Genomic DNA, 25,377 nt, shown 5'->3' with positions numbered 1-25,377 from the left:
GGTTTCTCTGCGGTGGTGATGGGAGCTTGCGGAAGTCAGGAGGCGGAGACCGGTCCCGTGCTGTCCCGCACGGTCAGAACCGGGGTGAGCAGGACCTGTTCGTCCTGCGGGCGCTCACCGCGGCCCGCCGCCGCGATCCGGCGCATGATCTGCTCGACCGCGACCCGGCCGAGGTCCTGCGCGGACCCCGTCACCGAGGTGAGCCTCGGCGCGAACTGCTCGGCGAGCTGCGCCTGGCACAGCGCGATGACCGACGCGTCCTCGGGAACGGTCCGCCCACTGGTGCGCAGCAACGTGAGCAGCGGACCGATGGCGCCTTCGTTCTGCACCACGAACCCGGTGGTCTCCGGCCGGTCGGCGAGAATGCGGGCGAGCGTTCCCGCCGTGCTCTCGTAAGTGCCGTCGCACGGCCGGTGCACGTACCGCAGGCCGCGCTGTGCAGCCCGTTGCCCGAAACCGGAGAGCGTGCGTTCGGCGTAGCCCGCGTGCCGGGTGTAGACGCCAGAGCCGTAGCCGATGAACGCGATCTCGCGGTGACCGAGGTCGGCCAGGTGGTCCGCGCAGAGCGCGCCGGCCGCCGCGAAGTCGTGGTCCACACAGGACAGTCCGCCCGGATCGTCCGGCAGACCGATGAGCGCGGCCTGCGTGCCCTGGGACTGCAGCACCGGGATGCGTTCGTCCTCCAGCTCGATGTCCATGAGGATCACGCCGTCGGCCAGGCCGCTGGCCCCGATCCTGCGCACGCCGTCAGGACCCTCGTCGTTGGTGATCAGCAGAACGTCGTAGCCGTGCCGCCGGGCTGCCATGGTGACCGAGACGGCGATCTCCATCATCACCGGGACGTACACGTCGGTGCGCAGCGGCACCATCAGGGCGATGATGTGCGATCGCCGTGCGGCCAGGGCCCGCGCACCGGCGTTGGGGTGGTAGCCGAGCTCCCGCACGGAGCTCTCCACCCGGCGCTTGGTCTCCTCCGAGATCGCGCGCTTGCCGCTCAGCACGTAACTGACGGTGCTGGACGACACGCCCGCGTGCCTGGCCACATCGGCGATGGTCACCATGAATTCTCAGCCCTTGATAGCGCCGGTCAGGACACCCGTGCGGAAGTGCTTCTGCACGAACGGATAAACCACGAGCAACGGCACGAGAGTCAGCACGACCACGGCCATCTGCAGCGCCAGCGGCGCCGTCTGGGAGAACTGGTCACCGAAGCCGTTGTTGACCGAGCCCGGCATTCCGTTGCCCCGGTTGACATAGGTGAGCAACACGTACTGCAACGGCCACTTCTCGCTGTCGGTCGGCATGTACAACATGACGTTGAAGAACGAGTTCCAGTAGCCGACGCCGTAGAACAGCGCCATCACCGCGGTCACGGCGCGCGAGGTCGGCAGCACGATGGACCACAGGATCCGCCAGTCCCCCGCACCGTCGATCCGCGCCGCCTCGATCAGGTCGAGCGACGTGCTCGAGTAGAACGAGCGCAGGATCAGGATGTTGAACACCGACACCGCGCTCGGCAGGATCAGCGCCCACCACTGGTCGTAGCCGCCCAGCCCGGTGACGACCAGGAAGGTCGGGATGAGGCCACCGTTGACGAACATGGTGACGATCAGCAGCATCAGGATGAAACGGTGTCCGAGCGACCGCGACCGCGACAGGCCGTAGGCGCACATGACCGAGACCGCCATCGACACCAACGTGCCGACCGCCGTGATCCCCAGGCTCACCAGCAACGCGGTGCGCACCGTCGCGTCGGAGAGCATCACCCGATAGGCCTCGAACGTGATGTCGGTCGGCCAGATGACGAGTCCGCCGGCGCGGTTGACCGCGGCCTGGGTGGACAGGCTGGTCACCACGATGATCCACAACGGCACCAGCATGACCAGCAGCACCCCGCCCAGGGTGATGCCCTTCGCGGCCTGGCCCACTGCCGTGGGCGGTTCCTCCCAGACCGGTCGCTCGTACTTTCGCTTCTTGCGAACCGCTTGCGCCGCAAGAGGTTTGGCGGCCGCGTCGCCACTGGCGCGTTCGATTGCGAGTGTCATTTCCGGTACAACCCGTCTTCGCCGAAGGCGTGCGCCAGCTTGTTCGCACCCCAGATGAGCAACAACGAGATGACGCTCTTGAACAGACCGGCCGCCGCGCCGTAGCTGTAGTCGCCGGTGGCGATGCCGTAGTAGAACGAGAAGGTGTCCAGCACCTCTGCCGTGTCGTGACCGACGGCGTTGCGCTGGATGAGGAACTGCTCGAAACCGACGCTCAGCGCGTTGCCCAGGCGCAGCACCAGCATCAGCACGATGACCGAACGCAGGCCCGGCAGCGTGATGTGCCACAGCCGCCGCCACCGGCCGGCTCCGTCCGCCGCGGCCGCCTCGTACAGGTCGGTGTTGATGGCGGCGAGCGCCGCCAGGAACACGATGATCCCCCACCCGGCTTCCTTCCAGATCACCTGGGAGGTGACCAGCAGCGCGAAGGTGTCCGGGTTGGTCATGATGTCCCAGGTGCCGATGTCGTTGCCGCGCAGGAACTGGTTGAGAGCGCCCGCGCCGCCGAGCATCTGCTGGAAGATCGTGACCGCCAGCACCCACGAGAAGAAGTGCGGCAGGTACACGACGGACTGGATGAAGTTGCGGATCCGCTCGGACAGCACCGTGTTGAGCAGCAACGCCAGTGCGATCGGCACCGGGAAGAACAGGATCAGCTGGACGAAGCTCAGCCAGAGCGTGTTCTTCAGCGCTCCCCAGAACAGCGAGTCGCTCAGCAGCCGCTCGAACTGGTAGAGGCCCGCCCAGGTGCTCTGCCACACCCCGGCCAGCGGGTCGTACTCCTGGAACGCGGTGGCGAGCCCGAACAACGGCACGTAGTTGAAGACCAGCAGGAGGACGACGGCGGGCAGCGTCATCAGGATCAGCGACCGGTCGCGCCTCAGCCTGATCCGCCAGCTCAGCCTCGCCGGTCGCCCCGCGCGGTCTGCTCGGATGCTGGTCACTGTCCCGTACCGAACTTCTGCAGGACGTTGTCGTTCATCCACTGGATCAGCCGGTCACCGCCACCACTGCTCTTCCAGTTCGCGACGGCGTCCTTCAGGTCCTGGATCGACTTCTTGCCGTGGATGACGTCCTTGAGCGTGTCCTCGACGGGCTGCGCGGCCTCGGCCGTGGCCTGCGCCTGCGGCATGCTGACGTTCATGCCCCAGAAGACCGGCTTGGCCAGCGCCTTCAGGTTGGCGGCCTGCCAGGCGGTGAGGTCCTTGGTGACGATGTCCCCGGTGGGGTTGTTGACGACAGAAGGCGGCGCGGCGAGGAACGGGTAGGTCTTCGCCTGGACCTCCTTCATGCCCGCCTCGGTCGGCGTCGGCACACCGTCCTTCATCGTGAAGTGGGTGCCTTCGACACCGAAGTTGACCATCGTGTACTCGGCGGAACCGAACGGCGCGGCCAGGTAGTTCGCGACCGCCAGGCACTCCTCGATCTGCTCCGGCTTCAGGTTGATGTTGAGGTAGCTGACGATGTCGGTCGACTGCCCCATGTCGACACGAGGCGTGCTCTTGCCGTCGGCGGCGAAGAAGTTGAACGCACCGCGCCGGTAGTTCGGGTTCGCGGCCTGGCCCGACTGGAGGTCGGCGAGGTTCCACGCGCCCTGGCCACCGCCGCCGATCAACGTCTTGCCGGCGTAGAACCGGGTGTTGCTGCCGGCGTTGTCACCCGCGAGCGCGTCGGGGTGCACGTACCCGGCGAGCGCGAGCTTGCGATGCCAGTCGGCGGCGTCCAGGAACTCCGACGTCTCGAAGACGTGGATCAGCTTGCCGTTGTCCACCTTCCACTTCAGCGGTGCGCCGAAGGAGGTGTAGATGTAGCGGTACACGTCGTCGAACGCCCAGACGCCGGCCTTCGCGTCGGTCAGCTCCTTGCCGAGCTTCATCAGGTCGTCGGCGGACTTCACCTGGTCGGCGGTGATGCCCTTGGCCTCGAGGACGTCCCGGCGGTAGAAGACGACGCCGGCGACCTTGAACCCGGTGGAGAACGAGGGAATACCGTACAGCTTGTCGCCCCACGCACCGGCCCGCCACGCGGCGGTGGGGATGGCCGCGAGGTTGGGGTACTTCTTGACGTTGTCGCCGGACAGGTAGGGCGTCAGGTCGGCGAGCTGGTTGCCGACCAGGCCGCCGGTGTTGAACTGGGGATTCCACCAGCCCGGCAGGTTGATCCAGTCGGGCAGCTTCTTCGCCGCGGTCATCGTCGGGATGATCGTGTTGTAGTTGTTGCCGTCCGCGGGCTTCATCTCGAGCTCGACGCCCAGGGCCTTGTTCATGGCCTGGTAGAAGCTGTTGTCGGCCGGAGGAATCGTTCCCCACAGCGGCGTGACCGCGGAGTACTTCCCGCCCTTGCCGGGCACGCCGGACACGGTGGCCACCCTGTTCGTCGGGTAGCCGAGGAAGCCGGGATCCGTCAGCACGTCGGGGCCACCCGCGATCGAGGGGATGTCCGGCTTGATCGACGTGTTCGGCACGTAGGTCGGCAGCACCGCCTTGAGGGCCGACTCGGAGTTCACGCCGGCCCGCGATGGACCGCCCCCGCCGCAGGCCGACAGCAGCGGCCCCATCGCGACGAGTCCCGCTGCGGAGACTGCGGCGCTCAGAAAGTTCCTGCGGTTCAACTCGATGCCCATGGCGGAACCGATCCTTCGTCGTCGAAGTGTCGAAGCGCTTAAACAGATGTCCGGCAGGTTAGTGACGCAGCTCTCTCGAAACAAGACCGTTGACAGCGGAAACCTGGCCGTGCCAACGTCGAAACGCTTCGCCGCTAGCTCCGACCTGAGGGGTTACCACGTGGTTTCCGAGTCCGCGCCCACCACCGAGACGCTGCCGTTCCGTGACGCGGCGCTGCCGTTGCGGAAGCGCATCGACGACCTGATCGGGCGCCTGACGACCGACGAACGGCTGGCGATGCTGCACCAGTACTCACCGGCCGTGCCACGGCTGGGGCTCGCCGAGTTCCGCACCGGGTCGGAGGCGCTGCACGGCGTCGCCTGGCTCGGGGAGGCGACCGTGTTCCCGCAGGCCGTCGGCCTGGGAGCGACGTGGGACGAAGAGCTCGTGCGCCGCGTCGCCGAGGCCACCTCCACCGAGCTGCGGGCGTTCCACTACCACCGCCCGACCGCGATCGGCACGGGCACGAACAGCCTGCAGGCCTGGGCGCCGGTGCTGAACCTGCTGCGCGACCCGCGCTGGGGCCGCAACGAGGAGGGCTACTCCGAGGACCCGCTGCACACCGCGCGGATCGGGGAGGCGTTCTGCCGCGGCCTCACCGGCGACCACCCCCGGTTCCTGCGCGCGGCCCCCGTGCTCAAGCACTTCCTGGCGTACAACAACGAGGACGACCGCTGCGTCACCTCCTCCGGAGTTCGCCCGCGCGTGCTGCAGGAGTACGACCTCGCGGCCTTCCGTCCCGTGATCGCCTCCGGCGCCGCGACCGGCGCCATGGCCGGCTACAACCTGGTCAACGGACGCCCGTGTCACGTGAGCCCGCTCATCGAGACCGAACTGCGCCGCTGGGCGGAGCCGACCGGCCACGAGCTGTTCGTCGTCAGCGACGCCGAGGCACCGTCCAATTTGGTCGATCCCGAGCACTACTTCGACGACCACACCGAGTCCCACGCGGCCGCGCTCAAGGCGGGCATCGACAGCTTCACCGACCACGGCCAGGACAGCGCCACCCCGGTCGGCCGGCTGCGCGCGGCGCTGGAGCGCGGGCTGATCGATCAGTCCGATGTGGACCTCGCGGTGCGCAGGCAGCTGGAGGTGCGTTTCCGCCTCGGCGAGTTCGACCCGGGCCTCGACCCGTACGCCGCCATCGGCCCGGAGGTCATCAACTGCGCCGAGCACCGCGCCCTCGCCGAGCGCGCGGCGATCGAGTCGACGGTGTTGTTGCGCAACAACGGTTTGCTACCGCTGCCGCGCGACCGGCGGGTCGCCGTCATCGGGCCGCTGGCCGACGTGCTGTGCGAGGACTGGTACAGCGGCACCCTGCCGTACCAGGTCACGATCGCCGGTGGACTCGAAGCCGCTCTCGGTGACGTCGTCGTGTCGGAGGGCGTGGACCGCATCGCGTTGCACTCGCGCACCAGCGGCGAGCTGCTGGGCAAGACCGCGTTCGACGTCATCGACTGGGGCGGCGGCGTGCTCACGCTGCGGTCCGTCGAGAACAAGCGCTACCTGAACCTCAAGCGCGACGACGGGTCGTTGGCGGCCGAGCAGGAGCTGATCAAGAGCTGGGACGTGACCGAGACGTTCCGGCTCGTGCCGGCGGACGATTCTTTCCTGCTGCAGAACGTTCTCACGGGCCTGTACGCCGTCGTCGATCCCGTCGACGGCCGGGTGAGCGTCACCGCCGAGAACGCCGAGGATGCCGAACGCTGGCACCGCGAGCTGTTGCACGACGGCACCGCGGAGGCGGTGGAGCTCGCGCGGTCCGCCGATGTCGCGGTGGTCGTGCTCGGCAACCACCCGCTCATCCACGGCCGCGAGACCGAGGACCGCGCGGGTATCGCGCTGGCGGAGTCCCAGGACGCGCTGCTGCGCGCGGTCGCCGCCGCCCGCCCCGAGACCGCGCTGGTCGTCATGAGCAGCTACCCCTACGCCCTGGACTGGGCCGACGAGCACCTGCCCGCCGTGGTGTGGACTTCCCACGGCGGGCAGGAAACAGGCACCGCGCTGGCCTCCGTCCTGCTGGGCGACGCGGACCCCTCCGGACGGCTGCCGCAGACCTGGTACCGCGGCGACGACGAACTGCCGCACCCGCTCGACTACGACATCATCAAGGCGGGCTGGACCTACCAGTACCACCGGGCCGCGCCGCTCTACCCGTTCGGGCATGGCCTGTCGTACACCGAGTTCTCCTACGGCGAGCTGCTGCTGTCCTCGTCCACCGCCACGGCGAACAGCGCGGTGGACCTCTCGGTGACGGTGACGAACACCGGATCCCGTGCGGGCAGCGAGGTCGTGCAGATCTACGTTCGGGCGCTCGGCGCGCGCTACGAGGCGCCCAGGTTGCGGCTCGCCGACTTCCGCAAGGTCTGGCTGGAGCCTGGTGAGAGCCGCGCGCTCACGTTCCGGCTGGCCACCGAGCAGCTCGCGCACTGGGACGTCGGAACCGGTGCGTTCACCGTCGATCCCGGCGACTACGAGGTGCTCGTCGCCCGTTCCGCCGACAACGTGGTGCTCACCGCGCCGCTCACGGTGGCGGGACCGGCCCCTGCTCCCCGAGCCGCCGTCGACCACCGCGTGCTCGCCGTCGACTTCGACGACTACGAGGGCGTGACGCTGGTCGACGCCACCCGCACGACCGGTGACGCCGTCACGCCGGCCGATGCCCAGGCGACGCTGCGGTTCCGGTCGGTCGACCTGTCCGGTGCGGTCCGCGTCGAAGCCGACCTGGCCCGGGAGAACGGCGATTCCGACGCACGGGTGGAGTTCTGGGCCGGCGAGGAACTGCTGGCCGAGATCGATGTTCCGGTCACCGGCGACCGCTACACGTGGACGACCGCGTCAACCGGCCTGACGTCGCAGGTCGCGGGAGTCCACGACCTGCGGGTGATCCTGCACGGCGATCTCCGGCTGAGCGCCTTCCGGTTCTCCTCGGCCGGTTGAGGCCGGTGGCCCGCCTTCCGGCGGTGGCGGGCCACCACCCTCACCACAGACAGGTGGCCCGTCACTGGCGGGGGACGGGCCACCCCCCTTTTCCCTTCCAGGAGTCCCGATGCCCTTGACCGACGGCCCCCTCGACGACCTCGTCGGCTACCGCCCCGATCTGCGGGCACCACAGGACTTCGACGAGTTCTGGGACCGCACGCTCGCCCAGGCACGCGCCCTCGGCGGCGCCGTGAAGGCCGACCCGGTCACCGACCGGTACCTGCTGCGCACCGTCGAGGTGGACGACGTCCGCTTCCCCGGCTGGAACGGTGAACCGGTCGCGGCGTGGCTGCTGCGGCCGCGTGGCGTCCGGGGTCCGTTGCCCGTCGTCGTCACGTTCATCGGCTACAGTGGCGGCCGCGGTCTGCCCACCGACCACCTGCTCTGGTCGGCCGCCGGGTACGCCCAACTCGTCGTCGACAGCCGCGGCCAGGGCCACGACACCCCCGACCGGGACGCCGGCGGACCGCAGTGGGCCAAGGGTTTCATGACCCGCGGCATCGACTCGCCGGAGAACTACTACTACCGGCGGCTCATCACCGACTGCGTCCGCGCCGTGGACGCGGTCGTTGACCTGCCCGGCCTCGACCGGGACCGGGTGATCGTCGCGGGCGGCAGCCAGGGCGGCGGCCTGACGATCGCCGTCGCGGGCCTGACCCGGGTCGCGGCGGCCATGCCGGACGTGCCGTTCCTCTGCCACTACCGGCGGGCGGCGGAGATCAGCGGTGAAGGCCCGTACCAGGAGCTCGCGGAGTACCTGCGCTGGCACAGCAGGCACAACGTGGAACCGGCCTTCACCACGCTGTCGTACTTCGACGGAGTCCACTTCGCGCAACGGGCCACCGCGCCGGCGTTGTTCAGCGTGGGCCTGATGGATCCGATCTGCCCACCGTCCACTGTGTACGCTGCCTTCAACCACTACGCGGGCGACGACCGGACCATGACCGTGTGGCCGTTCGCCGACCACGGCGGTGGGCACGGCTCCAACTCGGTCACCCAGCTGGAGTGGCTGCGCGAGCGCGTCAGCTGATCCGGTTCGCCGGGGTCGTCGCCTTGTGCAGCAGGAACTCCAGCGGACCTCGCCGGAAGAACCGCGAGCACACCAACGCGAACACGACGGCCCCGGCGCGATCGGCCGCCGGCATCATGATCGCCACACCGACGTCGCCGACGATCGCGAACGTCGTGCCGCTGTGCGGTGAGGAGGTCAGCAGCCACAACGGCGAGTCGGTGCCCAGGTGACCGGGGCTGCCCACTACCCGGCTGGATCCCTCCGGTACCAGGGCCTAGGCCCGACCGGCCTGACTGATGAACTCGCCGATCGACGACCGCGGATCACCTGAGCGGACCAGGGCCTCCCCCACCAGCACGACGTCCGCGCCCCAAGCGTGGTACTCGGCGACGTCCTCGGGTCCGGTGACCCCGGACTCCGCGATCTTGACGGCCGCCTCCGGCAGGTGCGGAGCCAGCTTCCGGAAGACCGCCCGGTCGACCTCGAGCGTGGTCAGGTCGCGCGCGTTGATCCCGACGACCTCGGCTCCCAGGTCGGCGGCCCGCGCGATCTCCTCCTCGGTGTGCGTTTCGACGAGCGGGGTGAGGCCGAGTTCGAGGGCGAGCCCGTGCAGGTCCTCCAGCAGCCCACCCGGCAGCGAGACCACCATCAGCAGCGCGAGGTCGGCACCCCACGCCCGCGCCTCCCACAGCTGGTACGGCGTGACGATGAAGTCCTTGCGCAGCACCGGAACGTCCACCTCGGCGCGCACCGCCGCCAGGTCGTCGAGCGACCCGCCGAACCGGCGCTGCTCGGTCAGCACGCTGATCGCCGCCGCACCACCCGCCGCGTACTCGGCTGCCAGCGCCGCCGGGTCCGCGATGGTGGCGAGCTCACCCTTGCTCGGGCTCTTCCGCTTGACCTCGGCGATGATCGACACGCCCGGTGCGCGGAAGCCCGGCAGCGGGTCCAGTGCGGGCGGCGCGTCCGACACGCGTGCCTTCAGCTCGGCGAACGGCACCGCGCTCTGCCTGTGGGCCAGATCCTCCCGGACTCCTGCCAGGATCCCGTCCAGCACGCTCACGGTCACACTCCTCACCTCATAGGTTTCCCACACCCACACTGCCGCACCCGCCAAAGCCCCCCCTGACAGGGCTCCGGCAAAGTAGTCCTGCCTGGCAAGGCGCCTGCAAGTACCACCAACTCTTGATCAAATCGCCGCTTACTGCAACCAACTGGTTCGACGTCCTGCGAATCGGCCTGGTCGCTGGCGCGGCCGTACGGCGCCCTGCGGGCCGGTTGGTAGTAGAAAGACGCAGGTTGATCTTGAGTTGGTAGTACTTGCAAACGCCATCAGTGCAGGTCCGGCGGTCACCTGCCGACTTTGCCGGGACCCTCCCCCCTGGGCAACTCGCGATGAACGGCGCATTTGTTCACCTCAGTTCAGGTGGACGAATGCGCCGTTCATCGGTTGCTCGTGGCCGAAACGCGGGTCGTCAGCCGCCCGAGACGGAGTAGCTGTTGGTCACGAAGTTCAGGCCGCCGCTGGACGACGTGATCTCGTAGCCGAACTGCACAGCGCCCACCGTGACGTCGCCGAACCAGCCGCGGCTGCGGATCCAGTTCAGCACCGCCTTGACGTCGACGGAGCCGGCACCGGTGTTGGACGTGCGGACGAACGAGAACACCTCGTTCGAGCCGTTCGAACCGCGGTAGACGTTCCAGCTGTGCCCGCCCACCGTGGCCGACGCCTGCCAGGAACCGATCGGGCCGACCTGACCGACCTTGTTCATCCACAGCATGATTTCGTACCGGTTGTTGTCGCACCAGATGTCGTAGGCGGTGGTGTAGGAACCGGCGTTCGGGTAGGAGACGTTGAAACCGCTCGACAGGCTTCCGAGCGAGCTGAGCCTGCGATTCACCATCTTCTCGGAATGCGGGTAGGACTTCACCCCGCCCGTGTTGGGCTGGTCCGACCAGACGCCCCAGTTGCTGTAGGAGTTGGCCCAGATCGTCTGGGGGCCGGAGCCGTTGCCCCACACGTTGTTGCGCACCGTGTAGCCGCCGTTGGACCAGGTGCCCCACCGGTCGGAAGAACTCCAGGCCGCGGCGAGCGCCGTGCTGGTCCCCAGCGACACCGTGAGGACGGCCGCCATCGCGAGAATCAGCGCACGCATGAGCTTGTTCATCGAGCTTCCCTTCCGCACATCATTGAACGGAAATCCGCGCCGCCCGGCGTCGAAGCGGTTCGTGGGCCCGAACCTAACATCGAACAAGTCGAATGCATCGGCCGGAAATATTCGACTGCATTCGCCGCGAAAGCATCCGCTCCGGCGATTTCGTCACGATTCGACGGCCGGGCAGCTCCTCGCCGGAACCGTCAGGTCGAGCAGATAGGCGTCGACGCCGCCGCGGGTGCACTCGCTGCGCGGATAGGCGACGTGGCCCCATCCCTCGTAGGTCATCAGCGCGGTGTTGCGGGGCGCCTGCCGGTGGATGTTGACCGCCCAGTCGTACGGGGTGGTGGGGTCGTGCCGCGCGCTGAGCACCATGATCTTCGGTGCGTGCCGCAGGTCCAGGCGGTGCGGCGGGTTCGACGGCGGCCGGGCGACACCGGCGCACGCGGCGGCCTCGTCGTGACCGATCAGGCTGCCGCGCATGATCGGTGACCGGCGGAGCTCCTCGGCGCGCAGTCGTGCGTACTGCCGGAAGTCCTTGATGCGCAGGGAGAAGTCCTGGCAGACGGTCGCCAGCCGGACCGACTCGTAGTTCGGCTCGAAGGACCGGGCGGCGGACGACCGGGTCTCCGTGCCGGCGACGAGCTCCGCCGCATAAGCCCAGTCCGGTCCCCGCAGCGCCCCGTACATCGAGTCGATCAACCGCTGCCTGCCGAGCGGTTCACCGTCGGCGCGGACGAGGGCAGCCTCCCAGGCCGCGTAGACGTCCTTTCCATGCAGGACGCACGAGTCCGTGCGATCGCACCACCGGACGAACTCGACGAACGAGTCATCCGCGGCCGCCGCCCGATCCCCCATGAACCGCTTCAGGTCCGCGCTGTGGTCGACAACGCTGTCGAGGACCATCGCGCGGAGCCGGTGGCCGAACTTCTCGGCGTACGCCTGACCGAACACGGTGCCGTAGGACAGGCCGAGATAGCTGATCTTCCGCTCCCCCAGCGCCCGCCGGACGGCGTCCATGTCCTGCGCGACGACGGCGCTGTCGGCGTGGTCGAAGATCGGCCCACTGCGTGCGCGGCACTTCTCGACCGCGCCCTGGTTGAACCGCAGCAATGCGGTGAACCCCGCCTTGTCGGCGGGATAGGTCGGCGGTTGTTCGGCGACGAGATCGGCGCAGCGGATCGCCAGGCTCTTCCCGGTGCCGCGCGAGTCGATGCCCACGATGTCGAACCTGGCCCGCAGCTCAGGACTGAACAGCCGGGACAGCGCGAAGTCCGCCGCGGAACCCCCTGGGCCGCCGGGGTCCACCATCAGCACGCCGAGTCGTCGCGCGGGATCGGTGGCTGCGTGGCGCGCCACCGCGAGATCGATGCGCTGACCTCCCGGCCTCTTCCAGTCCAGCGGAACGCTCAGCCTCCCGCACTCGCCCTCCGGGTTGTCCGGGCACCGCACCCACGAGATGGGCGGCGCGGGTTCGGCGTACGCCGTGCCCCCGCTGAGCACCGACACCAGGACAGCCGCCGACATCGCCAATGTTCGCGTTATCAATCGCACAGCCGCAACCTTTTCAGAAGATCACGAGCGCGTGCATCTCATTCGTCCACAATGGATTCGAGTGCGTTCTCCGCCAGCTCGCCCGCCTGCCGCTCCCACCCGCGGCGCAGCGTCCGGAACACGGCGGCGGCACGCGTTCCCGGCCATCCCTCGGGCAGCAGCACGGACGGCAGCACCGGATCGCGGCGGATCAGCAGCAGCCACTCCGCGCCGAGCAGCACCCGCCGGGACAGGTCGTCGAGATGCCCGAACGCGCCTTCCTCCCACCGGCGCAGGAAGTCCTCGTACCCCGCCGCGATCCCCTTCAGATCCCAGGCCTCGGCGGCGATCCGCGCGGGATCGGTCCACATGAACGCCTCCGCGCGGAACACCTCGGCGCGGTCCAGCAGATCGAGCTCCGCCAGCGTCGCCGACACGTCCGCGGCCGAGGTCGAGACCCACAGCCCGCTGCGCAACGGCCCGAACCCGAACCACTCCAGGCGGGTACGCAGCGCGTGCCGGTCCGCGCGCCTGCTCTCCGGGACCGAGAACGTGAGCAGCGTCCACCGGCCGTCCCAGTGCCGGTCGACGACGTCACCGTCGAGCTTGCGCTGCCCGTCGCGCAGCACCGCCGTCCCGTGCTCGGTCAACCCGAGAAACGCCTGGCGGCCGCGACGCACCGTGCGGAGCAGGCCTCGACGGCCCATCCGGCCCAGCGCCGTCCTGGTGGCGTGCTCGCCGATGCCGAGCCGCCCGAGCACACCGACGACGCCCACCGTCGACACGGCGACGCCCCGATCGAGCACGTGGTCGCCGAACAGGGCGAGTACCGCGGTTTCCGGCCGCACGGCGGATCCGGCGACACCGCCGTCCGGTGGAGTCAACGCTGCCGACATGCGCACGCCCTCTCTCCGGCCTCTCCCCATTATTCGTCGAATGCCTCACCACCGTCATTCGTCAAAATCTTGACGGCCGTCATCGATCTGAATACCTTCGGAGTGATCCGGAAACCCTGACCGGAGGTCATCGATGACCACACGCAGAACACCCCTCATCGCACTCGTCAGCGCCCTGCTCTCCATCGTCGGCGTTGTGCTCGCACCCCAGGCGTCAGCCGCATCCCTGGTCGAAGTGACCAATTTCGGCGACAACCCGGGCCGGATGCGCATGCACGTCTACGTGCCGGACACCCGCCCGGCCAAACCCGCCATCGTCGTCGCCATGCACGGCTGCGGCGGCTCCGGCCCCGGCTTCTACTCGGGCAGCGAGTTCGCCTCGCTCGCCAACAAGTACGGGTTCATCGTCATCTACCCGAGCGCGCAACAGGAAGCCGGCTTCGGGAAGTGCTTCGACACGTGGTCCGACGCCGCGAAACGCCGCGGCGGCGGCAGCGACCCTGTCTCGATCGTGTCGATGGTGACCTACACGCAGCAGCGCTACGGCGGCGACCCGAACCGGGTCTTCGCCACCGGCTCGTCGTCCGGCGGCATGATGACGAACGAGATGCTCGCCCTGTACCCGGACGTGTTCAAGGCGGGCGCCGCGTTCATGGGCGTGCCGTTCAACTGCTTCGCGAACGCCGCCGACTACCCGCCCGGCCGCAGCAAGTGCACGGGCGGCAGCATGAACCGCACCCCGCAGCAGTGGGGCGACGCGGTCAGGGCGGCCTACCCCGGCTACACCGGCCCGCGCCCGCGGATGCAGCTCTGGCACGGCACCGCCGACAACCTCGTGCCGTACTCGTTGCTGCAGGAGGAGATCGAGCAGTGGACCAACGTGTTCGGCCTGAGCCAGACACCGACGTCCACCGACACCCCGAAGCCCGGCTGGAACCGCCGCAAGTTCTCCGACAAGGTCGAGGCGTACAGCATCCAGGGCGCCGGGCACAGCCTGCCGTCGTCCGGCATGGCCGCCGTCGCCCTGGAGTTCTTCGGGATCACCACCCGCTGACGTGGCACGGAAAGGGTCCGGCCCGGCGCGTTCCCGCGCCGGGCCGGTTTTTCGCGTTCCCTAGCCGAAGTTCACGTCACTGCACCACATGTAGGTCTGGTCGGAATGCGAGGCCTGCCAGATCGTGAACACGATGTGGTGCCCTCGGTAGCCGCCGGAGGTCTGGACGTTGAACGTGATGTCCTTGGCCGGGGCGTACCTGCCGGTCTGCATGATGTAGTCGAGGTTGCCCCAACCGAGTCGCTGCGTGGTCGGGTCGTACCCGTTCTTGCTGATGTAGACCTTGAAGTAGTCGGCACCGTGGCTGGCCTGGTCGTACAGGTGCATCGAGAAGTTGCTGCCGACGCTGGTGGTCTTCCACTTGCCGGGGGTGTTCAGGGAGTTGTTGCGCGACAAGGCGTTGCTGCAGAGCTGCCCGTCCGGCGTGGAACCCTGGAAGTTGCCGCGAAGTCCGTCCCGCAGTGCGCTCATCCAGTTCCACATGGTGTCGGCGTTGGCCTGGAACGCCTGGTAGCACATGGGGTCCTGGGTTTGCATGGCCGGATCCAGGTGGTGGCTGCCCCACGTTTGCCAGCACTGGTAGGCACGGGTGGCAGGGCCGACGATCGTGCCGTGCGCCGAGGCCGGAGGAGCCCAGACGAACACGCTCACCAACAAACTGACGATCAACGCGATGGCGCCCCGCCGTCTGGTGGCAGACCAGGAGGTGCTGCGGACACGCATGAATGAGCCTCCATTCTCCGATGAGCGAGCAGCAGCGGCGGAATGGGAGCGCTCCCAGAACAATAAGACTACAGGTAACTCTCCGAAACTTCAACGAAACATTGAGTGATCACCCGCGTGATGGTCGGCAGAATGACCACCTCCGGCCCGCCCGCTTCGGATTACGATGATCGCCACCAGCCGACGCGACCAGAGGGGCGGGCATGATCACGATCAAGGAGGTCGCCCGCCACGCCGGGGTGTCGATGAGCACGGTGTCGTACGTCCTCAGCGGCAAACGGACCATCTCGGAGGAGACCAAACGCCGCGTCGAGCAGAGCATCGTCACGCTCGGCTACCACCCGAACGCCGGCGCGCGAGCACTCGCCTCGAACCGGTCGCAGGTGCTCGGCCTCGTCGTGCCGCTGCGATCCGGCGTGAACATGCCGGTCATCATGCAGTTCGTCGCCTCCATCGTCGCGTCCGCGCGGGAACACGACTACGACGTGCTGCTGCTGACGAAGGAGGCCGGCCCCGGCGAGGCCCACCGGGTCACCGCCAGGTCCATGACCGACGCGGTCATCGTGATGGACGTGGAGAGCGACGACCCGCGCATCCCCGAACTGCGCACGGTCGACGCGCCGGTGGTCCTGCTCGGCATGCCCGACGACCACGAGGGACTCAGCTGCGTCGACCTCGACTTCGCCACCGCGGGCCGGCAGATGGCAGGCCACCTGGCCGATCTCGGCCACCATTCGATCGCGTTGATCGGCTCACCGCCCGCCGTCTACGAACGCGGCACCAGCTACGCCGCACGGCTGCTGGCCGGGTTCCGCGGCGAGACCACGAAGCGGAGCCTGCAGGCCTCGGTGCACCCCTGCGAGCCGGGCTACGACTCGGTGGCGGCGTGCCTCGACGAGGTGCTGGCGCCCGGACGCGGCACCACCGGCCTGGTCGTGCACAACGAGGCGATCCTCGGCACGTTGCTGCTCGAGCTCCGGCGCCGGTCGCTGGACGTGCCGGGCGACCTGTCGGTGATCACGCTGTGCCCCGACGACGTCGCGGAGAACCTCCCCGTCCCGCTGACCTCCATCGCCGTTCCCGCGCAGGAGCTCGGGACGATCGCCGTCGAGATGGTGATGGCGCGCCTCACCCAGGAACACGCACCCGAGGTGCGCCTGCTCCAGCCGCGGCTCACCGATCGCGGCAGCACCGCGGCGCACTGAGCGTCAGTTCCACTGGGGCGGTCCACTGTGGACTTTCCCACGCCCGGCCGGCCGCGGCACGGGAAGCGAGCAACTCGCCCGTCGCACGAGCCGCGGAGGCACCAGCGTCAACGCAGGGGGCCTGGCACCCCCGGTCACCGCCACCAGCAGGTCGACCGCTCGGCTGCCCAAGTCCTCGGCGGACAGCTCCACCGACGTCAACGGCGGCGCCGTCCGTTCGACCGGCTCGTCCGGGCAGACGGCCACGACCGCGATGTCCTGCGGCACCCTCAGGTGCCGCGCGCGCAGGCAGTCGATCACCCTGCCGAGCGGGACCTCGTTGTGCACCACCAGAGCCGTCATCTCCGGGTACGCCCGCAGCACGCCGACCGCGCTGGCCACCGAGCCGGGGTCTGCCGCGACCGGCAGCGCGGTGCCCACCACGCCCCGGCGCATGGCCGCCGTGCCGAACCCCGCGAAGGTCCGCTGCGTGACGCCCGCCCTCGACGCACCGAGGAAGCCGATGCCGCGGTGCCCGAGGTCCGCGAGGTGGTCCACGCACCGCGCGCCCGCCGCCTCGAAGTCCAGGTCCACGCACATCAGGTCCTTCTCCGAACGTCCGATGAGGACGGACGAGCGCCCGAGCTCGCGCAGCACGCGCACCCGTTCACCGGCGCCTTCGCCTTCCAGCACCAGGAACCCGTTCACCCTGGTGCTGCTCGCCGCCCTGCGCAGCCCTGCCGCGTCCCTGCCCGGCGTCACCAGCAGCACGTCCATCCGGTGTCCGCGCGCGGCGACCGCGACCGAGCCGACGAGCCGAGTGACCGGCGGCAGGTGCACCTCACCCGGTGGGAGCACGAGGGCGACGACATCGGCCCGATCGCGGCGGACCGTTCGGGCGCCGGCCGGCAGCCGGTAGCCCAGCTCGATCATGCTGTCGTGCACCCTCGTCGTCGTCTCGGACGAGATCGGGCGCTTGCCCGTCAACACGTAGAACACCGTGCTGGGAGCGACTCCGGCGTGCCGGGCCACCTCCGCGATGGTGACCAATCCGCACCTGCTTTCGATCCTGCGGGTTCCGGGGTCAGCCCGCGGCGACGATCCGCCACTGCTGGTTGACGCTGTTGCTGTCGCTCCACTGACCGAGGGTCGCCGAGCGGGACGTGCGGCCCATGCCGTCCAGGTAGAGGCCGGTGGCGCGGTTGCGGATGCGCACGTCGTTGCCGCGGCTCTTGCCGGTCACGACGGTCCACTGCTGGCTCGTGGCCGTGCTGCTGCCGCGCTGGCCCGCGTCGGTGCCGTTGGACGTGCTGCCGAGGCCGTCGAGGTACAGGCCGGTGGCCACGTTCTTCAACCGCACGTAGGCGCCCGTGTCCTCGACGGTCCACCGCTGGCTGACGCTCGTGCCGCCGGTTCCCTGGCCTGCCGTGGAGTCGGTCGTCCTGCCGAGGCCGTCGACGTACCAGCCGGTGCCGATGTTGCGGATCTCGACCGCGGTGCTGCCGCCGTCGCCCAGTCCCCAGGCGTAGCGCACCCGCTGCAGGCCGGAGGGGTTCGTCAGCGACAGCGTGGTCCCGCTCCTGGTGGTCATGCTGTACCAGTCGCCGTCACGCAGTCCCGGCCAGTACACGCTGCCCATCCCGAGGCTGCGCAGCTTCTCGCTCACGCCGCGGACGTAGTCGGCCATGTACGACCCGCTCGGGATGCTGTAGTCGATGGCGTCGAAGTACACGCCGTTCTTGGTGCCCGGCCCCATCGCGCCGCCCCACTCGGTGGCGATCGTACGGCTGCCGTAGCCGCCGATGTAGCTCGCGATGTGGTCCGCCCACTGGGTTTCGCTCTCGTAGCCCGCGAAGAACGAGTAGTCGTGCACCGCGAGCAGCGTGCCGTTCAGCCTGCTGTCGTTGCCGACGGCGGCGACGTTCTGGGCGAGGCCGGCACCGTCGAGGATCACCCGGCCGCGCGGCACGCCTGAGTACCTGGCGAGCCAGCCGTTGTACATGTTGTTGAGGTCGGTCGTGCTGTAGCCGTGCGGCTCGTTGATGACCTCGAAGTAGGCGTTCGGGTTTCCGCCGTACTTCGCGACGACCTTGTCCCACATCTGGTTGAACGCCGTGACGTTCGGCGGCCTGCCACCGGTGTGGGCCCAGTACGCGAGGATCACGTTGCCCTTGGTCAGCGCGGTGTCGATCGCGCCGGTGTACGTGGCCCAGTAGCTCGCGACGGTCGGCTCGTTGATCGGGAGCCGCACCGTGTTGGCGCCGGTGATCGAGTACAGCTGACCGACCACCCTGTCCGCGACGGTTGCCGCCGAGGAGTACGTGTCCGTCGCGCTGAGCCCCGACGGGTACAGCACGCCGTTGACGAAGTTGTCCCGCTGGTCGGCCCAGTTCACGCCGCGGAACTGCGCGGTGGAGGCCTGGGCCGGGGTCGCCACGACGAGTGTCGAACCGAACAACATCGTGGCCAGTAAAGCGGTAAGCGCTTTCCATCGACGACTCATCGGCGGCTCCACTACAGTGTGTCACTCCCGGCGGTTCATCAGAGCAGCCAGGCGGAGCAGGCGTCAAGAAGATGAGCATGCTCATCTGCTCTCTGGTTCAGCGTGCTGATCGCCTTTCTGACCTGGTTCGATTCCTCGTTCGATGGCTTGTCCTGCTCGTTCGACGCGCATGTATTCTGGTTCGACGGACGAAAAAGTCGTACTCATGAAGGAGCCGTCTCGGTGGATGCCGAAGCCGCGTACGCGCCGCCCGCCTCCTACCGGCCGGGCTACGAGCTCGTCGCCGAGCGGATCCTGCAGCTCATCGCCGAGCTCGAACTGCGCCCCGGCGACCGCATGCCCACCGAGAACGAGCTGGCGGGCCGCATGGGCACCAGCCGGACAGTGGTCCGCGAAGCGGTGAAGATCCTCTCGGCACTGGGCCGGGTGCGCGCGCACAAGGGCCGCGGGCTCTACGTGGCCGACGACGAGGGCATGCTGGGCTCTTCCCGGTGGGGTGGATTCTTCCTGCCCACCGACCTCGACCACGTCTACATGCTCTTCGAGTTCCGCCGGGTCCAGGAGACCGCGGCCGCCAGGCACGCCGCGACCCGCGCGACCCCCGCCGAGCTGCGCGCCATCGAGGTCGCCGCGGAGCTGTGCAAGGAAGGGCACGTCACCGGGCAGGCAGCGCTGTTCGACCAGGGCGACGACGACTTCCACCTGGCCATCGCGGCCGCCTCGCACAACCAGTTCCTCGTCGCGGCCGTGCGTGAAGCCCGCCGCCTGCAGCGCCAGTCCAACATCATCGGCCTGAACGGCGCCGTCGGCGACCACACGGCCGAGGCTGTGGAGGAGCACGCCGCGATCTACCGGGCCATCCGCGACGGCGACCAGGACGCGGCAGCCGCGGCAGCCGCCGTGCACGTCGACAGGACCCTCGAGGACTACCGGCGGGAGATCCAGCGCCGCGTCTTCGGCTGACCGCTGTCCTGGACCGCTTCTCAAAATGTGTGCTACAACCTGATCGGCCCTTCGGTGCGATGAATCACACTGAAGCTCGGCCGACGATCCTGACTGTCCACTGAGGACCAACCGGGTGCCGCATCCGCCGTCGGCGCACCGGGCGATGACGCACGGCCGGCGCACCCCGCGCCGGAGAACTCGAATGAACCCACCTTCACGAAATGAGGGTTGCGATGTTCAGGAGTCCATCCCTGCGACGGCGGAGCAGATCGGCGCTGGCCGTCCTGACCGCCGCCGGACTCACGGCGGCGACAGCACTGGCACCGTCCCCGGCCACCGCGGCGGCGAGCACGCTCGGTGCCGCGGCCGCGCAGAGCGGCCGGTACTTCGGAGCCGCCATAGCCCAGAGCCACCTCGGCGAATCGGCGTACGTGAACACGTGGACCACGGAGTTCAACAGCGTCACGCCGGAAAACGAGATGAAATGGGACACCGTCGAGCCCAGTCGCAACCAGTTCAACTTCGGCCCCGCCGACCGGATCGTCAGCCAGGCGCGCAGCCGCGGGATGGCGATCCGCGGCCACACCTTCGTGTGGTACCAGCAGATTCCCGGCTGGGTGAGCGGTCTGAACGGCACCGACCTGCGCTCGGCGATCTCCAACCACATCAACCAGGTGGCCGGTCACTGGAAGGGCCAGATCCACTCGTGGGACGTGGTGAACGAGGCGTTCGAGGAGAACGGCACCCGGCGCCAGTGGTTCGTCCAGCAGCGGCTCGGCGACGGCTACATCGAGGAGGCGTTCCGCACCGCCCGCGCCGCCGATCCGAACGCCAAACTCTGTTACAACGACTACAACACCGACGGCGTCAACGCCAAGAGCACGGGCATCTACAACATGGTGCGCGACTTCAAAGCCCGCGGCGTGCCCATCGACTGCGTCGGCTTCCAAAGTCACCTCGGCTCCGGAGCGAACCTCAGCAGCTACCAGGCGAACCTGCAGCGTTTCGCCGATCTCGGCGTCGACGTGCAGATCACGGAGCTCGACGTCGGCGGCTCCGGTTCCGGCCAGGCCGCGACGTACCGGGCGGTGACGCAGGCCTGCCTGGCGGTCGCGCGCTGCACCGGCATCACGGTCTGGGGCGTCACGGACAAGTACTCGTGGCGGTCCGGCGACACGCCGTTGTTGTTCGACGGCAACTACGGCAAGAAGCAGGCGTACACCGCAGTGCTCGACGCGCTGAACGGCAACGGCGGTGGTGGCGGCAATGGAACGCTGCGTGCCGTCGCCGCGGGACGATGCCTGGACGTGCCGAACTCCTCGACCACTCCGGGCACCCAGCTGCAGATCTGGGACTGCCACAGCGGGGCGAACCAGCAGTGGACGCGCTCGGCGTCCGGTGAGATCTCGGTCTACACCGACGCCTCCAAGCGCTGCCTGGACGGTCCCAGTGGCTCCGGCGCGGCCACGGTCATCGCGAACTGCACGGGCGGCAACACCCAGAAGTGGAACGTCAACAGCAACGGCACCATCACGAACGTCCAATCAGGACTGTGCCTGGACGTCAACGGCGGCGCGACCGCCAACGGCACCAGGGTGATCACCTGGTCCTGCAACGGCGGCACCAACCAGCAGTGGACCGGCCTGAAATCCTTCACCGCTCCCCTGCCCTAACGGTTCACGTGGACATCGAGCCGGCAGCGTTCTCCGCTCCAGCGGCGGTAGCGGATCCGCCGACCGGCTGGCCACTGTCAGCCGGTCGGCGGACTGTTCGGGCCGGGTCACCGGTGTTGCCGGAGAGCCGCAGACGGTGAACTTGGTGGTGACGGAAGGAGATCACCATGGACCACCAAGACCGCGAACTGATCCTCGGACTGGCGAACAGGCTGCGGCAGGCACCGGCCGTGCCGCAGGACCCGCAGGCCGCCGAGCTGATCGCCCAGCAGATCGCGTCCCAGCCGAACTCGGTCTACCTGCTCGTGCAGGCCGTTCTCGTGCAGGAGGACGCGTTGCGGCAGGCCCAGGCGAAGATCGCCGCGATGGAGACGGCTCAGCCGAATCCCGCCTTCACCCAGCCGGGCTTCACCCAGCCCGGCTACGCACAGCAGCCGGGCTACGCGCCTAACCCTGCCTTCAGCTCCACCCCCGGTTACGGACAGCCCCAGGAAGCACAGGGCGGGTTCAGGTCGGGGGGCATGTTCGGGCAGGCCGGGCCCCAGCAGGGCGGCGGTGGCAGTTTCCTCAAGACGGCCGGCGCGGCGGCCGCGGGTGTCGCCGGTGGCGCGCTGCTGGTCGCCGGCGCGAGCCAACTGTTCAGCAACGACCAGTCGCACGCCCAGCAGGCCTCGGATGGCGAGGACGACGGCTTCGGCTTCACCGACCTGTTCTGAGCACGGCCTCCGCCACCGCGGCGGGACGATCGAGCTGCAGCAGATGCGTCGAGTCCGGCACGATCCGGTGCACGCCGCGTCGAGCGAGCGCTGCCATCGCCCCGTGCGCGGCGAGGATGCGGCGGGCGGAACTCGGGCCTCCCAGCGTTCCTCCCGCCGTGAGCACCCACCACGGCACGTCGGGAAGCGGGTGCGCCGCCCGCAACGCGTCCACCTCGGCGACCAGGTCGGCGTACCCGGCGAGCTCCGCCACCGCGCCGGGACCGGCCGGTGGCCTGCCCGCCAGCCGGAGCAGCGGACCGGCGCACCGCGCCGCCAGCTCCGCGAGACCGAGCCGGAGGACGGCGGTCGCGAGCACCGCGCCGACGTCGAACGGCCGGCCGATCCCCGGCGGCACGAGACTCGGGTCCACGAGCACGGCACCACGCACCCGCGACGGCCGCAGCCGCGCGTAGGCTTCCACGTGCAGGCCCGCGAGCGAGTGCCCGACCAGCACGGCCGGGGCTCCCGCGACGTCCAGCACCGCGTCCAGCACAGCCACGTCGCGCCGCACGGACGGCGTTTCGGGTGACGGCGTGCTCGTGCCGTTGCCCGGCCGGTCGAACCTCAGCACCCGTTGTGCCGGCACGAGCAGCCGGACCAGCGGATCCCAGTCGGCGAGCCCGCCCGCCAGACCCGAGGTGAGCACGACCGGCGGCGCGTCCGCCGGTCCGTCGTCGACGACGTGCACATCGGAGCCGCGAACATGGATCACGAGAACCAGCATGCCGCAAGCAGGACGTGGCTGATCGCCGCGGCCCTGCTGTACTCGTGCTGGCTCCTCGAACTCGTGCTCCCGACCGGACTGTCCATGGTGGACAGCTACGTGAGCGAGCTGCTGGCGGACGACCAGCCGTTCCGATGGCTCTTCCGCACCACCGACGCGCTGGCCGCCGTGTGTCTGCTGTTCGCCGCCCGCGAGCTGCGAGGTCGTGCGGGCGTCGCGAGGTTGCCCGCCACTGGCAGGCCGCTGGCCCTGCTGCGAGCCCTCCTCACCAACCGCAGCCTGCCCGCTCTGCTCCTGATCGCCTTCGCTGCGGCGACCCTCGCCGACACCGCGCTGTCGCTCGACTGCGCGGCGAGCGTCGACGCGCTGTGCCACTACCGCGAGAACACCGGCGCGGTGTCACTCGGGCACCGGCTGCACCAGGTCACCAGCGCGCTGACGTTCGTCAGCGCCCTGCTCGCCGCCGTGCGACTGCGAAACGCATGGGTGGTCGGCCTGCTCCTCACGACCGGCGCGCTGTCCGTCGTCCTGGCGAACCAGCCGGGTGCCGGGCTCGTGCAACGCGTGCAGCTGCTGACCATCGCGGCGGGACTCCTGCTCGCGGCACGAGTCCCGCGGCACGTTGTCACAGCTGGTTGATGCGCACCAGGTTGCCCGCCGGGTCGCGGAACGAGCAGTCCCGCACACCCCAGGGCTGGTCCTCCGGCTCCTGCAGCACCTCGCCCGCGCCCTCCTTCTCGACCCACGCCCTCAAGCGATCGAAGGCGCCCTCCAGGTCCTTGGAGGCGAGCGAGATGGCCGTGTAGACGCCCTTGGCCATCAGAACGGCGATCGTGCGGCGCTCCTCGTCGCTCACACCGGGGTCGGCGGCGGGCGGGTGCAGCACGATTCCGGTCTCCGGCTGGTCGGGCGGACCGACGGTGATCCAGCGCATGGTGCCCTGGCCGACGTCCTGACGGACCTCGAAGCCGAGGCCGTCGCGGAAGAAGCCGAGGGACTTCTCGGGGTCGTCTGCGGGCAGGAACGCCGCGGCGATGATGACTGACATGGGCGTCAACCTAATCGGCCGACCCGGCCGCCGCTTCTCGATTCCTGATCGGACGCATCACGGCCTTGGCGAGGCAGTTCGGGATGCCCTGGCCGTCCTCTGCGGCTTCCTTCCTGTACTGGCTCGGTGACATGCCGACGAGCTCGGAGAAGCGGGTGCTGAACGTGCCGAGCGACGTGCAGCCGACCTCGAAGCAGACCTCGGTGACGGACATGTCGCCACGCCGCAGCAGCGTCATCGCGCGCTCGATGCGGCGGGTCATCAGGTAGCTGTACGGCGACTCGCCGAACGCCGTCTTGAACGCACGGCTGAGATGGCCCGCGGACAGGTGCACCCCGCGCGCCAGCGCCGCGACGTCGAGCGGCTGCCGGTACTCGCGGTCGATCCGGTCACGGACCTTGCGGAGCAGGACGAGCTCCTGCAGGCGCGGGTCTTTGGCGGTCACACCGCACAGATTACGGCACCGCCCTGTACCCGCGAGGCACGTTCACCGTCCAGCAAAACCTCGGGGAAGACTGGAGGAATTCGCGTCTCATCCGTCTCGACTGGGAATTCGACGGCTGCGGATGGATGTCCCGAAACACTTTCGACGGATAACCTCCGACCGACCCTGCCAGTAAAACCTGGAGAACACGAGAATGCCCCTTCGTCTGGCCAAATCCCTTTTCACCGGAACCGCCGCCGTGGCTTTGGTCGTGGGAATGACGAACAGCGCTTCAGCCGCCGTGCTGACCCCGCTGCCCGCGAACGCCACGTCGTTCCAGCGGACCTTCCAGCCGTTGTTCGACTACGACGGCGACGGCTGTCTGCCCGTCGCCGCCATCGACAGCAGCGGCCAGCTCAACGGCGGCCTGCACGACACCGGTCCGGTGACCGGTGAATGCCGGGACAACCACCTCGGCAAGGCCAACACCTACTCGCGCGCCAAGTGCAACAACGGCTGGTGCGCGATTTCCTACGCCCTGTACTTCGAAAAGGACATGAGCTGCGACGGCTGCACCGCCACATCGCACCGCCACGACTGGGAAGGTGTCGTGGTGTGGGTGCCGCAGGGGCAGTCGACCCCCGGCTTCGTGTCCGTGTCGAGGCACGGACAGTACGAGACCAGGTCGTGGAACAACGTCCCGGCGAAGACCGGCGTCCGTCCGAGGGTCGTCTACCACAAGGACGGCGCCAGCACGCACGTCATGCGTTTCGCCGGGGCCGACGAACGGCCGGAGGCGTGGGGAGACGGCGGCTGGGACGAGCCCGCGCTGCTCAGCTGGGAGAACCTCGCCCCGGCCCTGCGGGACAAGCTGAACGGCTCCTCGTGGGGCAACGCCAACTTCCCGCTGCAGGACAGCAGGTGGCCGACTGAGCTGTCGAGGGCCAAGCCGTCCGGTATCGCGTTCCAGCCCTGAGACCGTCGTGACTGGTTTCCGTTGTGCGGACAGCGGAAACCACTCACGACCTCAGGGCACACCGCGATCACTGACATC

General features: G+C 69.0%; 24 protein-coding genes. 9 read left to right on the top strand and 15 right to left on the bottom strand.

All coding sequences use genetic code 11. The annotated features are described in order from the left end of the window. Window positions 1-35: 35 nt before the first annotated feature. The 4 genes from JOD27_RS39935 to JOD27_RS39920 are packed head-to-tail and all read right to left on the bottom strand — an operon-like array spanning window position 36 to window position 4,668. Window positions 36-1,061 (bottom strand): LacI family DNA-binding transcriptional regulator, encoded by a 1,026-nt coding sequence (locus tag JOD27_RS39935; protein ID WP_204767565.1) that lies wholly within the window; start codon window positions 1,059-1,061, stop codon window positions 36-38. A gap of 6 nt (window positions 1,062-1,067) precedes the next feature. Beyond that, a complete protein-coding gene (locus tag JOD27_RS39930) occupies window positions 1,068-2,045 on the bottom strand; it encodes a carbohydrate ABC transporter permease (protein ID WP_204767564.1) in 978 nt (325 codons plus the stop codon). After that, window positions 2,042-2,989 (bottom strand): ABC transporter permease, encoded by a 948-nt coding sequence (locus JOD27_RS39925; RefSeq protein WP_307830600.1) that lies wholly within the window; start codon window positions 2,987-2,989, stop codon window positions 2,042-2,044. Before JOD27_RS39925 ends, JOD27_RS39930 begins: the two co-directional genes overlap by 4 nt. Further along, window positions 2,986-4,668, bottom strand: coding sequence for an ABC transporter substrate-binding protein (locus JOD27_RS39920; RefSeq protein WP_204767563.1), 1,683 nt, complete (start codon window positions 4,666-4,668; stop codon window positions 2,986-2,988). Before JOD27_RS39920 ends, JOD27_RS39925 begins: the two co-directional genes overlap by 4 nt. A gap of 160 nt (window positions 4,669-4,828) precedes the next feature. Between JOD27_RS39920 and JOD27_RS39915 the strand changes: the two genes are divergently transcribed. Continuing rightward, a complete protein-coding gene (locus JOD27_RS39915; RefSeq protein ID WP_204767562.1) occupies window positions 4,829-7,648 on the top strand; it encodes a glycoside hydrolase family 3 protein in 2,820 nt (939 codons plus the stop codon). A gap of 109 nt (window positions 7,649-7,757) precedes the next feature. Continuing rightward, window positions 7,758-8,720 (top strand): acetylxylan esterase, encoded by a 963-nt coding sequence (locus tag JOD27_RS39910; protein WP_204767561.1) that lies wholly within the window; start codon window positions 7,758-7,760, stop codon window positions 8,718-8,720. Here the strand turns inward: JOD27_RS39910 and JOD27_RS39905 are convergent. From JOD27_RS39905 to JOD27_RS39885, 5 genes are all read right to left on the bottom strand, one after another. After that, window positions 8,713-8,946, bottom strand: a complete 234-nt coding sequence (locus tag JOD27_RS39905) for a hypothetical protein (protein ID WP_204767560.1) — start codon at window positions 8,944-8,946, stop codon at window positions 8,713-8,715. The genes JOD27_RS39910 and JOD27_RS39905 overlap by 8 nt on opposite strands. 30 nt (window positions 8,947-8,976) lie before the next feature. Then, entirely contained in the window at window positions 8,977-9,765 is a 789-nt protein-coding gene (gene trpC, locus JOD27_RS39900) for an indole-3-glycerol phosphate synthase TrpC (protein ID WP_204767559.1), read from the bottom strand. A gap of 412 nt (window positions 9,766-10,177) precedes the next feature. Beyond that, window positions 10,178-10,870 (bottom strand): GH12 family glycosyl hydrolase domain-containing protein, encoded by a 693-nt coding sequence (locus tag JOD27_RS39895; protein ID WP_204767558.1) that lies wholly within the window; start codon window positions 10,868-10,870, stop codon window positions 10,178-10,180. Window positions 10,871-11,023: 153 nt separating this feature from the next. Next, window positions 11,024-12,385: an alpha/beta hydrolase gene (locus JOD27_RS39890; RefSeq protein WP_204767557.1), complete on the bottom strand. Its 1,362-nt coding sequence runs from the start codon at window positions 12,383-12,385 to the stop codon at window positions 11,024-11,026. Between the two features lie 65 nt (window positions 12,386-12,450). Beyond that, window positions 12,451-13,287, bottom strand: coding sequence for a PaaX family transcriptional regulator (locus JOD27_RS39885; protein WP_204767556.1), 837 nt, complete (start codon window positions 13,285-13,287; stop codon window positions 12,451-12,453). 133 nt (window positions 13,288-13,420) lie between these two features. Here JOD27_RS39885 and JOD27_RS39880 point away from each other — a divergent pair, with 133 nt between their 5' ends. Next, complete coding sequence (locus JOD27_RS39880; RefSeq protein WP_204767555.1) at window positions 13,421-14,341, top strand: extracellular catalytic domain type 1 short-chain-length polyhydroxyalkanoate depolymerase; 921 nt, start codon at window positions 13,421-13,423, stop codon at window positions 14,339-14,341. Between the two features lie 60 nt (window positions 14,342-14,401). On the opposite strand, the gene JOD27_RS39875 is transcribed toward JOD27_RS39880, so the two are convergent. After that, on the bottom strand, window positions 14,402-15,064 hold the full coding sequence (locus JOD27_RS39875; protein ID WP_204767554.1) for a lytic polysaccharide monooxygenase auxiliary activity family 9 protein: 663 nt from the start codon (window positions 15,062-15,064) through the stop codon (window positions 14,402-14,404). A gap of 203 nt (window positions 15,065-15,267) precedes the next feature. On the opposite strand from JOD27_RS39875, the gene JOD27_RS39870 reads away from it, so the two are divergent. Continuing rightward, window positions 15,268-16,269, top strand: a complete 1,002-nt coding sequence (locus JOD27_RS39870) for a LacI family DNA-binding transcriptional regulator (protein ID WP_204767553.1) — start codon at window positions 15,268-15,270, stop codon at window positions 16,267-16,269. Window positions 16,270-16,272: 3 nt separating this feature from the next. Here the strand turns inward: JOD27_RS39870 and JOD27_RS39865 are convergent, their stop codons facing one another. Further along, complete coding sequence (locus tag JOD27_RS39865) at window positions 16,273-17,298, bottom strand: LacI family DNA-binding transcriptional regulator (RefSeq protein ID WP_204767552.1); 1,026 nt, start codon at window positions 17,296-17,298, stop codon at window positions 16,273-16,275. Between the two features lie 34 nt (window positions 17,299-17,332). Continuing rightward, window positions 17,333-18,709, bottom strand: a complete 1,377-nt coding sequence (locus JOD27_RS39860; RefSeq protein ID WP_239571136.1) for an RICIN domain-containing protein — start codon at window positions 18,707-18,709, stop codon at window positions 17,333-17,335. Window positions 18,710-18,973: 264 nt separating this feature from the next. On the opposite strand from JOD27_RS39860, the gene JOD27_RS39855 reads away from it, so the two are divergent. The 3 genes from JOD27_RS39855 (at window position 18,974) to JOD27_RS39845 (ending at window position 22,085) form a co-directional block, all read left to right on the top strand. Then, complete coding sequence (locus JOD27_RS39855) at window positions 18,974-19,714, top strand: FadR/GntR family transcriptional regulator (RefSeq protein WP_204767550.1); 741 nt, start codon at window positions 18,974-18,976, stop codon at window positions 19,712-19,714. Between the two features lie 215 nt (window positions 19,715-19,929). Next, window positions 19,930-21,369: an endo-1,4-beta-xylanase gene (locus tag JOD27_RS39850; protein WP_204767549.1), complete on the top strand. Its 1,440-nt coding sequence runs from the start codon at window positions 19,930-19,932 to the stop codon at window positions 21,367-21,369. A 167-nt stretch (window positions 21,370-21,536) separates the two neighbouring features. After that, on the top strand, window positions 21,537-22,085 hold the full coding sequence (locus tag JOD27_RS39845; protein WP_204767548.1) for a DUF2076 domain-containing protein: 549 nt from the start codon (window positions 21,537-21,539) through the stop codon (window positions 22,083-22,085). On the opposite strand, the gene JOD27_RS39840 is transcribed toward JOD27_RS39845, so the two are convergent. Beyond that, window positions 22,069-22,839 (bottom strand): alpha/beta fold hydrolase, encoded by a 771-nt coding sequence (locus JOD27_RS39840; protein WP_204767547.1) that lies wholly within the window; start codon window positions 22,837-22,839, stop codon window positions 22,069-22,071. The genes JOD27_RS39845 and JOD27_RS39840 overlap by 17 nt on opposite strands. On the opposite strand from JOD27_RS39840, the gene JOD27_RS39835 reads away from it, so the two are divergent. After that, window positions 22,831-23,490 (top strand): DUF998 domain-containing protein, encoded by a 660-nt coding sequence (locus tag JOD27_RS39835; RefSeq protein ID WP_204767546.1) that lies wholly within the window; start codon window positions 22,831-22,833, stop codon window positions 23,488-23,490. The genes JOD27_RS39840 and JOD27_RS39835 overlap by 9 nt on opposite strands. Here the strand turns inward: JOD27_RS39835 and JOD27_RS39830 are convergent. Then, window positions 23,477-23,899 carry a VOC family protein gene (locus JOD27_RS39830; protein ID WP_204767545.1) on the bottom strand — a complete coding sequence of 141 codons (423 nt, stop codon included), beginning with the start codon at window positions 23,897-23,899 and terminating at the stop codon, window positions 23,477-23,479. The genes JOD27_RS39835 and JOD27_RS39830 overlap by 14 nt on opposite strands. A 10-nt stretch (window positions 23,900-23,909) precedes the next feature. Further along, on the bottom strand, window positions 23,910-24,344 hold the full coding sequence (locus JOD27_RS39825) for a helix-turn-helix transcriptional regulator (RefSeq protein ID WP_307830599.1): 435 nt from the start codon (window positions 24,342-24,344) through the stop codon (window positions 23,910-23,912). 256 nt (window positions 24,345-24,600) lie between these two features. On the opposite strand from JOD27_RS39825, the gene JOD27_RS39820 reads away from it, so the two are divergent. After that, window positions 24,601-25,299 (top strand): NPP1 family protein, encoded by a 699-nt coding sequence (locus JOD27_RS39820; protein WP_204767544.1) that lies wholly within the window; start codon window positions 24,601-24,603, stop codon window positions 25,297-25,299. The last annotated feature ends 78 nt before the right edge of the window (window positions 25,300-25,377 follow it).

Origin of the sequence: Lentzea nigeriaca (assembly GCF_016907955.1) — a bacterium.
Lineage (GTDB): Bacteria > Actinomycetota > Actinomycetes > Mycobacteriales > Pseudonocardiaceae > Lentzea > Lentzea nigeriaca.
The sequence above is the reverse complement of the archived record's forward strand: the minus strand, read 5'-3'. Positions and strand labels throughout refer to the sequence as shown.

Coding starts and splice junctions, on each gene's coding strand:
- JOD27_RS39830 (WP_204767545.1), bottom strand. CDS start 23,899: ATGTCAGTCATCATCGCCGCGGCGTTCCTGCCCGCAGACGACCCCGAG.
- JOD27_RS39820 (WP_204767544.1), top strand. CDS start 24,601: ATGACGAACAGCGCTTCAGCCGCCGTGCTGACCCCGCTGCCCGCGAAC.
- JOD27_RS39935 (WP_204767565.1), bottom strand. CDS start 1,061: ATGGTGACCATCGCCGATGTGGCCAGGCACGCGGGCGTGTCGTCCAGC.
- JOD27_RS39835 (WP_204767546.1), top strand. CDS start 22,831: ATGGATCACGAGAACCAGCATGCCGCAAGCAGGACGTGGCTGATCGCC.
- JOD27_RS39845 (WP_204767548.1), top strand. CDS start 21,537: ATGGACCACCAAGACCGCGAACTGATCCTCGGACTGGCGAACAGGCTG.
- JOD27_RS39875 (WP_204767554.1), bottom strand. CDS start 15,064: ATGCGTGTCCGCAGCACCTCCTGGTCTGCCACCAGACGGCGGGGCGCC.
- JOD27_RS39930 (WP_204767564.1), bottom strand. CDS start 2,045: ATGACACTCGCAATCGAACGCGCCAGTGGCGACGCGGCCGCCAAACCT.
- JOD27_RS39910 (WP_204767561.1), top strand. CDS start 7,758: ATGCCCTTGACCGACGGCCCCCTCGACGACCTCGTCGGCTACCGCCCC.
- JOD27_RS39890 (WP_204767557.1), bottom strand. CDS start 12,385: ATGTCGGCGGCTGTCCTGGTGTCGGTGCTCAGCGGGGGCACGGCGTAC.
- JOD27_RS39885 (WP_204767556.1), bottom strand. CDS start 13,287: ATGTCGGCAGCGTTGACTCCACCGGACGGCGGTGTCGCCGGATCCGCC.
- JOD27_RS39895 (WP_204767558.1), bottom strand. CDS start 10,870: ATGAACAAGCTCATGCGTGCGCTGATTCTCGCGATGGCGGCCGTCCTC.
- JOD27_RS39860 (WP_239571136.1), bottom strand. CDS start 18,709: ATGTTGTTCGGTTCGACACTCGTCGTGGCGACCCCGGCCCAGGCCTCC.
- JOD27_RS39920 (WP_204767563.1), bottom strand. CDS start 4,668: ATGGGCATCGAGTTGAACCGCAGGAACTTTCTGAGCGCCGCAGTCTCC.
- JOD27_RS39880 (WP_204767555.1), top strand. CDS start 13,421: ATGACCACACGCAGAACACCCCTCATCGCACTCGTCAGCGCCCTGCTC.
- JOD27_RS39850 (WP_204767549.1), top strand. CDS start 19,930: ATGTTCAGGAGTCCATCCCTGCGACGGCGGAGCAGATCGGCGCTGGCC.
- JOD27_RS39870 (WP_204767553.1), top strand. CDS start 15,268: ATGATCACGATCAAGGAGGTCGCCCGCCACGCCGGGGTGTCGATGAGC.